This window comes from Streptomyces lonarensis (genome assembly GCF_012033735.1).
Classification (GTDB): Bacteria; Actinomycetota; Actinomycetes; order Streptomycetales; family Streptomycetaceae; genus Streptomyces; species Streptomyces lonarensis.
The window spans coordinates 1-10870 of sequence record NZ_JAAVJD010000177.1; the positions used below are offsets into that span (position 1 = coordinate 1).

The following is a 10870-nucleotide window of genomic DNA, read 5'->3' on the forward strand; positions in this document are numbered from 1 at the left end:
GGCGTCCGGCGTGTGCGGCAGGCCGCGCTGCGGCGCGGGCGAGGCCGCCACGGCTCACCGCGGCGGGGCCCGCCGGTGGACGGCGGGCGTGATGGCGACGCTGTGCGAGCCGCGGGCGACGCGCGGTGTCGACGAGCGCCGACTGTCACGTTCGGTGACGACGGCGGGGCGGTAGGTCCCGGCGGACGGCAGTCCGCAGTGCGGACGCGGCGGATCTCACACCCGGCGCGTCCGGGGGCGCTCCGATGCGGCGAACCGGCGGTGCGACACCGCGCGTGCGCCGTCGTGCGCCCCGCGATCGGTTCTTGTCCCGCTCTCGCCACACAAACGTTGAACTGCGATGATCTGCTCAACGGCGCGGCTTCGGCGACCGGGTTCCGGGCGGGTTCCGGGGTCGGGCTCGTCCGGGTTCCGCCGGGTCCGGGGACGGCGCACCGGTGTTCGGCCCCGGCGGCCACCACGTACCGTAGAGATGCCTCGGGCCGATGGCCGAAAGGCGACCGTCGGGGTTCGGTGAACTCCGGAGCGACACTCAAGGAGACCTGCTGTGACCGGGATCAAGACGTCCGGCGAGAAGAAGATGATGCTCTTCTCCGGCCGCGCTCACCCCGAGCTGGCGAAGGAGGTCGCGGACGCCCTCGGAGTGCAGCTGGTACCGACCACCGCCCGGACCTTCGCCGACGGCGAGATCTACGTCCGCTACAAGGAGTCGGTCCGCGGCGCGGACTGCTTCCTCATCCAGAGCCACACCGCGCCGGTCAACACCTGGATCATGGAGCAGCTGATCATGATCGACGCGATGAAGCGCGCGTCGGCCCGGTCGATCTCCGTGGTCATCCCCTATTACGGCTACGCGCGGCAGGACAAGAAGCACCGCGGGCGCGAGCCCATCTCCGCGCGGCTGATGGCGGACCTGCTCACCGCCGCCGGCGCGGACCGCATCCTCGCCGTGGACCTCCACGCCGACCAGGTGCAGGGCTACTTCAACGGCCCCGTCGACCACCTCCAGGCGCTGCCGCTGCTCGCGGACTACATCGGCGACCGGGTGGACCGCGACAAGCTGACCATCGTCTCGCCGGACGCCGGCCGGGTCCGGGTCGCCGACCGCTGGTGCGACCGGCTCAACGCGCCGCTGGCCATCGTCCACAAGCGCCGCGACCCCGACGTCGCCAACCAGGTCTCCGTGCACGAGGTCGTCGGCAACGTCCGCGACCGGGTGTGCGTGCTGGTGGACGACATGGTGGACACCGGTGGCACGATCTGCGCGGCGGCCGACGCCCTGTACGCCAACGGCGCCGCCGACGTCATCGTCACCGCGACCCACGGCATCCTCTCCGACCCGGCGCCGGACCGGCTGAAGAACTCCCGCGTCTCGGAGTTCGTCTTCACCGACTCGCTGCCCACCCCGAGCCGGCTCGGCATGGAGAAGATCACCGTGCTGCCGCTGGCGCCGACCATCGCCCGCGCCATCCGCGAGGTCTTCGAGGACGGCTCGGTCACCAGCCTGTTCGAGGACCACTAGGGCACCGGGCCCCGGGCGTCAGGACACCGGGGCCCGGGGCCTCAGGACCAGGCGTCCCCGGCGGCCCGACCGCCCGGCCCGTGACGGGACGGGTCGGCCGGGCCGCCGTCCGCCCGCCCGACCGACCCGTCCGTCCCGCGGGTGCCGGCCGCTGCCCGGTGCCCGGTTTCCCTCCGGGCGCGCCGCCCCGCTAGACTGCCCGGCGATGCTCGGCGAGGGAGGCCGTCGCAGGTGCCGCGAGGTACCGCACGGCCGTCCGTTATCGACGCGCTCCTCTGATGCGGCAGGCCCTGAGCGGGCCCGGTCACCGCGGATGGTGTGCGCCGGACGCCCGGGCGCACCCCGGTTCGTCCGGCAGACCCACCCATCCCTTCGCACGAGGAGCGCCACCATGGCCGACGTGACTATCCCCGCCCAGCCCCGCACCGAGTTCGGCAAGGGCGCCGCCCGCCGCAACCGCGCCGCCGACCGCATCCCGGGCGTCGTCTACGGCCACGGTGCCGACCCGCTGCACATCACGCTGCCGGCCTACGACCTGATGATGGCGCTGAAGACCCCCAACGTCCTGATCGACCTGGACATCGAGGGCGGCAAGAACCAGCTCGTCATCCCCAAGGCCGTCCAGCGTGAGGCCCTCCGCAACAAGCTGGTCCACATCGACCTGCTCGTCGTGAAGAAGGGCGAGAAGGTCACCGTCGAGGTGCCGGTCGAGGTCTCCGGCGACCTGGCCCCCGGCCAGCACCTGCTGGAGCACAACCTCACCACCCTGTCGGTCGAGGCCGAGGCCACCCACCTGCCCGAGTCCGTCTCGGTCTCCGTCGAGGGTCTCGCCACCGGCGACCAGGTCCTCGCCAAGGACGTGAAGCTCGCCAAGGGCATCACCCTCGTCACCGAGGAGGAGACCGTGGTCGTCCAGGTCGTCGCCCCGCAGGCCGAGGAGCCCGCGGCCGACGCCGAGGGCACCGAGGACGGCGAGGAGAACGGCGCGGCCTGACCGCCGCCCCACCCCTCTTCCCGGACGGCCGGGGCCCGGCTGGGCCCCGGCCGTCCGGTCGTGAGCCGCCACGCCGGCGGTGGAGCACCGGGTCACGACGACGCGGCGCCGCAGCACAGCACGTGACCGCCGAGAGCGAGGAACCAGGTGAGCGAGACAGTGGAGAACGGCCCGTGGCTGGTGGCCGGGCTGGGGAACCCGGGGCCGGGCTACGCCGGCAACCGGCACAACGTGGGCTTCATGGTCGCCGACCTGCTCGCGCAGCGGACGGGCGCCCGGTTCGCGGTGCACCGCTCCCGCGCCATGGTGGCCGAGGGCCGGCTGGGCCCGCCCGGTCCGGACAGCCGGCGGATCGTGCTGGCCAAGCCGATGAGCTACATGAACCTCTCGGGCGGTCCGGTCAACGCCGTCTGCGGCTACCAGAAGATCCCGCTGGAGCGGGTCGTCGTCATCCATGACGAGCTGGACATCGACTACGGCGTGTTGCGTCTGAAGCGCGGCGGCGGCGACAACGGGCACAACGGGCTGAAGTCGCTGACCTCGACCATCGGACGCGACTACTACCGCGTCCGGTTCGGCGTCGGTCGTCCTCCCGGGCGCATGGAGGTCTCCGACTACGTGCTCAAGGACTTCTCCTCCACCGAGCGCAAGGAACTCGACTACTTCGTCGACCGCGCCGCCGACGCCGTGGAGGCGCTGATCACCGACGGCCTGGAACGCGCGCAGTCCACCTTCAACAGCTGAACCGGCGGCCGCCGCCTGCGGCCGCGGGCGCCCCGGCAGGGGATCGCCCGGGGCGGTGAGGGCGCGCAACCAGCCGTCACGCAGGGCCTCTTGACCCGGGACCGGCGGTGCCGAAGTATGCGGCCATGCCGGTCATCGCCACCGCCCCGCCCGGCGCGGTGCGGCACCGCCCCCGCGCCCGTCCGCGGCGCGCCCTCGGCGCGTGCCGCGTCGTCGGATCGTCCCTGGTGGTCACCCTGCTGGTCGTCTCCGGGGCCTGGGCGTCCTGGGGGACGGTGCAGTACTCGCTGTACGCGAAGGAGGTCACCCGGGGCACGATGACGGTGGACCGCTGCGGTCCCCGCTCGTGCACCGGTCCGTTCGTGCCGCGGTCGCCGCTCGGCGAGGCCCATCCGTCGGTCGAGCTGGAGCAGCGCGCCGGCCGTGTCGAGGGCGACCGGGTCGCGGTGGCGCTGCGCCCCGAGACCGCGCAGGTGGTGCGGACCGGGCTGGCGGGCTTCCTCTACGGCTGGCTGCCGCTGGCCGGTGCGCTGCTGCTGGCCTCGGTGATCGTCGCGGGCGGCCTCCGACTCCCCCGCCCCGGCCTCGCCGTCGCCGCGACCGGCGTCGCCCTGATCACCGCCACCTTCCTGACCGCCGCGACCTGATCGCCGCCTCCCTCGCCGAGCCGGACGGGACCGCACCGTCCGCCGCACATCTGACCGACCTCGGGGTCCTGCCGTCGACACCCCGTCGACACCTCGGGGCGAGGGAGCCGGAGCCGATCATGACCACGAACCACCCCCGCGCGGATGCCGCGGGCACCTGGCAGCTGGGCGACCTGACCGTCAACCGACTCGGGCTGGGAGCGATGCGGTTGACGGGGAGCGCGCCGTTCCACGCCGGGGTGCCGCGCGACCGCTCGCAGGCGATCGCGGTCCTCCGCCGCGCGGTGGAGCTGGGCGTCGACCACATCGACACCGCGGCGTTCTACTTCTCGCGCCTGCGTTCCGCCAACGAACTGATCAACAGCGCCCTCGCGCCCTATCCGGACGGCCTGGTGATCGCCACCAAGGTGGGCCCCTCCCGGGACTCCAGCGGCGGCTGGGCGGAGCCGGCGCGACCGGACGAACTGCGCGGCCACGTCGAGGAGAACCTGCGGCAGCTCGGACGCGATCACCTCGACCTGGTCAACCTCCGCCTGATGAGGCGGAGTTCCGCGAATCTCGCCGAGTACTTCGGCGCCCTCGCGGAGCTGCGGGACGCCGGGCTGGTGCGGCACCTCGGTCTGTCCGCCGCCCGGCCCGAGCACCTCACCGAAGCGCGGCGCATCGCGCCGGTGGTGTGCGTGCAGAACCGCTGGGGCGTCGACGCGGCCGCCGACGACGGGATGGTCCGGGCCTGCGCGGCGGACGGGACCGCGTTCGTCCCGTTCTACTCGGTGGCGGGTGAGGGCGGCGAGGCGGGTCACGGCGCTGCGCAGGACGCACGGCTGCGGGAGGTGGTCCGCGCCCACGGCGCGTCCGTCGCCCAGATCCGGCTGGCATGGACCCTGCACCAGGGCGACCACGTGCTGGCCATTCCGGGGACGGGCGACCCGGCGCACGTGACGGAGAACGTCGCGGCCGGCGCGATCCGCCTGACCCGGGAGGAGCTACGCTCGCTCGACGCGATCCGCCGGCCCGCGTCCTGACCGCGCGGCCGCCCCCGTCCCGGCGCGGCGGGACGGGGGCGGTCGGGGCGCCGGTCGGGTGTCCCGGTCAGGGGCGGCCCCAGTAGTCGAAGACTGTCTCGGCGATGTCGATGTTCTCCAGGTAGGCGCCGCGCACCGGGTCCTCGTGGCGGGCGTACTGCTCGATGCGGGTGGCGCCGACGCCCTTGGCGTAGACCGGGACGAGCGCGTTGGTGTGACCGCCGGTGTGCCAGGTGGCGCGGGGCAGCTTGCCCTTCTCGCCCTGGATCGGCTTCCACCCCGGGTCGGCGTCGGTGCTGGTGAGGTAGCCGGTCTCGTGGTCGGCGGTGACGACGACGAGGGTCTCGGCCCAGTTGCTCTCGCGCTCCACCCAGTCGACGACGGTCTCGATGGTGCGGTTGAAGGAGATCTGCTCCTCGATCTGGCGGTTCAGCTCGTTGGCGTGGCTGGCCCAGTCGATGGCGCCGCCCTCCACCATGAGGAACATGCCCTCCTCGGAGGCGTTGTCGAGGATGTTGAGCGCGGCGGAGGCCATCTCGTCGAGCCGGGGGACGCCGGTGTTCTTCGGCGCGGTGAACGGTTCCGCCCCGGCGACCGGCGTGCCGTCGGCGGCGCGGTCCGGGCCGCTGCGGTCGTACTGGAGGGTCGCGGCGACCTGCGGCATGCCGAAGACGTGCGCGGGGGTGTCCGTGGCGGTGGCGAGCGCGGCGAACTCCTCCGGCGTCTCCACCAGCTCGAACTGGGTCTCGCCGCCGGAGAGGGCGTTCCACTCCGCCTCGGCGAGGTACTGGTAGGTCGGCTCGTCGCGCCGCTGGGCGTTGCCGTCGTACCAGGGGTGGCCGCCGCCCATGACGACGTTGATCTCGTGCTCCCACAGCATCTCGCGGGCGATGGAGTGGTAGTTGTTCCGGTGCTCGTTGTGGGCGACGAAGCTGGCGGGGGTGGCGTGGGTGAACGGCACGCTGGTGACGACGCCGCTGGCCTTGCCGAGCTCCTGTGCCCGCTCGGTCAGGTTGCGCACCGGCTTGCGGTCGGGGTCGACACCGATGGCGGCGTTGTAGGTGCGGACCCCGGTGGCCAGGGCGGTGGCGGTGGCGGCGGAGTCGGGCCGGTTCTGCATCGGGCCCCGGAAGCTGCCCCACTCGACCGCCGGGTCGTAGCCGGCGCCGTGCTGGTAGGTGGCGGCGGCGACGCCGACCGGGAAGTGCTGGTAGATCTGGGTGGCCCGGCCGGGCTGCCGGGTGACGTCGCCGGCGCCGGGCTCGACGTCGACCTGGTGGTAGCTCACCCCGTGCTCGTAGAGGCTGGCGGTGTCCACCTGGTTGAAGCCCATGCCGTCGCCGATGAGGAAGATGACGTTCTTCGGTCCGAAGTCCGCCGGTGCGGCGCCGTCGCGCGACCCGTCGGTTGCGGTGTCGCCGACCGGCTCGGGGGCCGGGGCGTCGACCGGGCCGGTGCCGCCCGCGAGGGAGGCGGGCGCGGCGAGGGTGAGCGCGAGAGCGGCAGTCGCGGTCCCTGCGGCCAGCCGGCTGGTCCATGTCAGGTGCACTGGGCTGTCCTCCTGCGGTGGGGGAGGTACCAGGGGGCACTCCTGGTACTGACGCCCCATCATGGAGTGACGACGCGGGACGTCAACCGCTCCTCGCCGCCGACCGTCGCGATACCGCCCCGTCGGGCGAGGTGCTCCGGCCGCGCCGCCGTGCCGGCTGCCACGCGGTCAGCCGCGGCCCCACAGCGAGAGGACGGCGCGCGGGATGTCGATGTTCTCCAGGTAGGCGCCGCGTACCGGGTCCCGGCCGGTGGCCGCGGCCTCGACGCGCTCCGCTCCGGCGCCGCGGGCGTAGAGCGGAACCAGCGAGTTGGTGTGGTCGGTGGAGTGCCAGGAGACGGCGGGAAGTTCACCCTGTTCACCGGTGAGGGGGCGCCAGCCGGGGTCGGCGCCGTCGCCGTTGAGGTAGCCCGTCTCGTGGTCGGCGGTGACGACGACCAGCGTCTCCTCCCAGCTGCTCTCGCGCTCCACCCATTCCGTGACGGCGGCGACGGTGTCATCGAAGGCGATCTGCTCCTCGATGAGCCGGTTGAGGTCGTTGGCGTGGCCGGCCCAGTCGATGGCGCCGCCCTCCACCATGAGGAACATGCCCTCGTCGGAGGCGTTGCCCAGCACGTTCAGCGCCGCCTCGGTCATCTCGCGGAGGGTGGGGACCTCCTCGTTGACGGGCGCGGCGTACGGCTGTGCGCCGGCGACCGGCTTGCCGGCGTCGGTGCGGTCGGGGCCGGACCGCTCGTACTGGAGGGTGGCGGCGACGGGCGCGAGGCCGAGGACGCGCTGCGGGGTCGTCGCGGCGGTGGCGAGGTCGCGGAAGCCGTCGCGGCTGTTGACGAAGGTGAAGGGGGTCTCCCCGTCGACCAGCGCGCGGTGGTCCTCGGCGGAGAGGTAGGTGTGGTCGGGCTCCGGCAGCGGTCGGCCGTCGACGTCCCGGTCGGGGTCGCCGGCGCCCATGACGACGTCGATCTCGCTGTCGTTGATCATCTCGCGGGCGATGGCGTGGTAGTCGCCGCGCCCGTCCTGGTGGACGACGAACCCGGCGGGGGTCGCGTGGCTGAAGGGGACGGAGGTGACGACGCCGGTCGCCCTGCCCTGGGCCGCGGCGTGCTCGGTGAGGTTGGGGAGGGCGTTGCCCTGGGCGTCGGTGCCGAGCCTGCCGTTGTCGGTCCGTTCCCCGGTGGCGAGCGCGGTGGCCGCGGCCGCGGAGTCGGTGAACCCCTCGGTGACGGCGGGGAAGCTGTCCCAGACGGCCTGCGGGTCGTAGCCGCCGCCGCGCGGGTAGGTCGCGACCGAGGCCGCCACGGGGAACTCCTGGTAGACGGTGGACGCCTGGGCCGGGGAGCGCTCGACATCGGCGGCGCCGGGTTCGACGGTGACCTGGCCGAAGGTGGTGCCGTCGCGGTACAGGGAGGCGGCGTCGATCTGCTGGTAGCCCATGCCGTCGCCGATGAGGACGATGACGTTGCGGGGGCCTGCCGCGGCGGCGGTCTCCTCGTCGTCGCTGCCGGTGGCGGCGATCAGCGCCATCGCCAGGGCGATGGCGGCCGTGACGGCGCCGGCCCGCCCCGGTCCGGTGACGTGTGTTGCCCGTGAGATGTGCACCGCGGTGCCTCCTCGCACTGCCGGGGCGCCGGTCCCGCGCCCGCCCTGTTCCTGCCCGGTGGGACCAGGGTGCGACCGGGCGGTGACGCCCGGGGGTACGACACCCGTGGCGGCGGCGAAGACCACCGGTCCGGTATCCGCCGCCCACCCGGACGGCCGGGCGCACGGCGGCGGTGCGCACCACCCGGTGCGGGCGCCGGGGCGGGGGCGCGCGCGGGCGGCCGGTCCGGACCAGCAGGCCCGTATCTCCGGCCTCGGCCGGGGCCCGCGCCGGAGATGCCGGGGCGCGGGGCAGGGAAGGGGCCGGGCCCGCCGCGGGGGCGGCCGCGATGGCCGCCCCCGGGCTGCGCTCCCACGCGGAGGGGAGCCGCACCGGCGACTGGTGGACGCCGGAGAAATGCTCAGCTCACGGAGAGCACCAGCTTGCCGCGGGTGCGGCCGTTCTGCTGGTCGCGCCAGGCGTCGGCCGCCTCGGCGAGCGGGTAGACCCGCTCGACCGGCACCGTGAGACGGCCCGCGTCCGCGAGGTCCGCCAGGGCGGTCAGCTCGACCGGGTTCGGCCGCACCCAGATGGCGTGCCCGCCGAGTTCCACGGCGCGGCCGTCCACCACGGACACCAGCCGGGACGTCTCGCCCAGCAGCTCCGCCGAATCGTCGGCCACCCCGCCGACGAAGTCGAGGGCGACGTCCACACCGCCCGGCGCCAGGTCCCTGACGCGTCCGACCAGCCCGTCTCCGTAGGTCACCGGCTCGGCACCCAGCTCCCGCAGGAAGGCGTGGTTGCGCTCGCTGGCGGTGCCGATCACCCGGGCGCCGCGCGCCACGGCGATCTGGACCGCGAGACTGCCGACACCGCCGGCGGCGGCGTGCACCAGCACGGTGTCGCCCTCGGAGGTCCGCGCCCGGTCGAGTGCCTGAAGCGCCGTCAGGCCCGCGAGGGGGAGCCCGGCCGCCTGCTCCCAGCTGAGCGCCGCGGGCTTGCGCGCGATGTGCCGCACGCCGGCCGACACCAGCTCGGCGTAGGTGCCGTGCTGGACGTAGTCCTTGCGGGCGTAGCCGAGAACCTCGTCACCGACCGCGTACTCGGGGGTGTCCATCCCGACGGCCTCGACGACACCGGCCACGTCCCACCCCGGAATGACCGGGAAGTAGGTCTGCATGAGCGGGTCGAGGCCCCCGCCGGCGAGCTTCCAGTCGACCGGGTTGATCCCGGCCGCCTTCACCCGGATCAGTACCTCGCCCGGCCCGACCTTCGGGTCCGGGACGTCCGTCAGTCGCAGGTTCTCCGGTCCGCCGTACTCCTGATACGTGATTGCTCTCATGGGCTGCGCAACGAGCCGGCGGGCCTGTGCATTCCGACGGCCGACCGATGCCGGTCGACCGGCCACCCGAACAGCGGCACCCCCGGGCACCCCGCGGCCGGTCCTAGCCAGGGGCGGGCTCTGACCTTCGCTCGGCGGCGTGTGCAGGTCAGGCCGCGCAGCTCCGCCGCGGGGAGTCCAGGTAGCGCCAGGTGTCGGGGCCGACGTGGCCGTCCACGTCGATGCCCGAGCACCGTTGCACGGCCCGCACCGCGGTGTCGGTCCGCGGACCGAAGATGCCGTCCTCGTCGAGGCTGTTGCCGTAGTTGTGGTTCAGCAGGCACTGGATCTGCCGCACGCTCTGGCCGGCCATGCCCTCGGCCCAGACCCTGGCGCGGTCCGAGCTGTGGGAGCAGTTGTCCCGTCCGGGCTGTCCGGGAGCGGGGGGCGGCGGGGGATCGTTGCGGGGCGGCGCAGGCGAGGTGGGGGCCGGCGCCTCGGGGGCGGGCGGGGCCGCGTCACCGCCGCCCGGGGGCGGCACCGGGGCGTCGCCGCCGCTGCCGCCGCTGCCGTCCGGCGCCTGGTCGTCGCTGTCCTCCTCGGTGCCGTCACCCGCGTCGGAGGCGCCGTCCTCCGGCTCGCCGTCGCCGCTCTCCTCCTCTTCCCCGTCCGGTTCGGGGGAGGGCGGCGACAGCGACTCGTCAGCCTCGGGCCCCGGCTCGCCGTCCTCGACGGGTTCGTCGACCGGTGCCGGGGGAGGGTCCTTCGGCGCCGGGTCAACTGTGTGGCGGCTCTCGGAGGCGTTGTCGCCGCCGAGGCCGGCGAGAGCGTAGCCGCCCCCGACGAGGGCGAGCACGGCGGCGACCGCGGCGGCCGTCACGCCGGCGACCCGTGTGCGGCGTCGACCTCCCCCGCGGCGCTCGCCGGCGGCGGTGAGGCCGGGGAGCGCGGCGACGCTGCCGGTGCCGGACGGGAACCCCGACGCGGGACCGTCCCCCGGGGGCACGGTGGCGGGCGCGGACCGGCCCGGGACGTCGCCCGGGTGCGGGGGAGTGGGAGTGGTGCCGAGCGCCGCCGGCGGGACGGGCACGAACCCTGTCGGGACGCCGAACGGCGCGGCTGCCGCAGGCCCGACCACGGGCGGGCCGGCCGCCGTCGCCGGACGGTCCGCCTCCGCCTCCGAGCGCCGGCCCGACACCCCGGCCGCACCGGACGTGCCGGGCGTGCCCGTGACACCGGCCCTACCCGCGTCCGGGGGCGCGGCGGCCGCCGACTGCTCCGGTGACATCCCGCCCGCCGCCGCGCTCCCGTCGCCGTCCGACGCCTCGGCACCGGTCGCGCCCTCGGCCTGCTGCCGGGGCGTTACCGCGGCTCCGGCGCCCGCCGCTCCGGCGCCCGCCGCTTCGGCGGCCCCGCCGACCGGCGGGGTGAGGCCGCCGCCCGCAACGGCGTGGTCGCAGCCCGCGCCCGCGGAGTCCGCGGTCGGCGC

The 10870-nt window shown here is 74.7% G+C and carries 9 protein-coding genes; 5 read left to right on the forward strand and 4 right to left on the reverse strand.

The window, feature by feature from the left end; genetic code table 11:
- Nucleotides 1-547: 547 nt before the first annotated feature.
- The 5 genes from HCN56_RS18990 (at nucleotide 548) to HCN56_RS19010 (ending at nucleotide 4932) form a co-directional block, all read left to right on the forward strand.
- Nucleotides 548-1522, forward strand: a complete 975-nt coding sequence (locus HCN56_RS18990; RefSeq protein WP_167972771.1) for a ribose-phosphate diphosphokinase — start codon at nucleotides 548-550, stop codon at nucleotides 1520-1522.
- A gap of 391 nt (nucleotides 1523-1913) precedes the next feature.
- The gene (locus HCN56_RS18995) at nucleotides 1914-2516 is read left to right on the forward strand and encodes a 50S ribosomal protein L25/general stress protein Ctc (RefSeq protein WP_167972773.1); all 603 of its coding nucleotides are present in this window, start codon (nucleotides 1914-1916) and stop codon (nucleotides 2514-2516) included.
- Between the two features lie 147 nt (nucleotides 2517-2663).
- On the forward strand, nucleotides 2664-3260 hold the full coding sequence (pth, locus tag HCN56_RS19000) for an aminoacyl-tRNA hydrolase (protein WP_167972775.1): 597 nt from the start codon (nucleotides 2664-2666) through the stop codon (nucleotides 3258-3260).
- A gap of 125 nt (nucleotides 3261-3385) precedes the next feature.
- Nucleotides 3386-3907: a hypothetical protein gene (locus tag HCN56_RS19005; RefSeq protein ID WP_167972777.1), complete on the forward strand. Its 522-nt coding sequence runs from the start codon at nucleotides 3386-3388 to the stop codon at nucleotides 3905-3907.
- A gap of 119 nt (nucleotides 3908-4026) precedes the next feature.
- Nucleotides 4027-4932: an oxidoreductase gene (locus HCN56_RS19010; RefSeq protein ID WP_167972779.1), complete on the forward strand. Its 906-nt coding sequence runs from the start codon at nucleotides 4027-4029 to the stop codon at nucleotides 4930-4932.
- A 67-nt stretch (nucleotides 4933-4999) separates the two neighbouring features.
- Here the strand turns inward: HCN56_RS19010 and HCN56_RS19015 are convergent, their stop codons facing one another.
- The 4 genes from HCN56_RS19015 to HCN56_RS27045 all read right to left on the reverse strand — a co-directional run.
- Complete coding sequence (locus HCN56_RS19015; protein WP_209312922.1) at nucleotides 5000-6481, reverse strand: alkaline phosphatase; 1482 nt, start codon at nucleotides 6479-6481, stop codon at nucleotides 5000-5002.
- A gap of 168 nt (nucleotides 6482-6649) precedes the next feature.
- A complete protein-coding gene (locus tag HCN56_RS19020; RefSeq protein ID WP_209312923.1) occupies nucleotides 6650-8080 on the reverse strand; it encodes an alkaline phosphatase in 1431 nt (476 codons plus the stop codon).
- Between the two features lie 401 nt (nucleotides 8081-8481).
- Entirely contained in the window at nucleotides 8482-9402 is a 921-nt protein-coding gene (locus HCN56_RS19025; RefSeq protein ID WP_167972781.1) for an NADP-dependent oxidoreductase, read from the reverse strand.
- Nucleotides 9403-9550: 148 nt separating this feature from the next.
- Nucleotides 9551-10870 (reverse strand): peptidoglycan-binding protein (locus HCN56_RS27045; RefSeq protein ID WP_209312924.1); only part of this gene is annotated, 1320 nt, incomplete at its 5' end.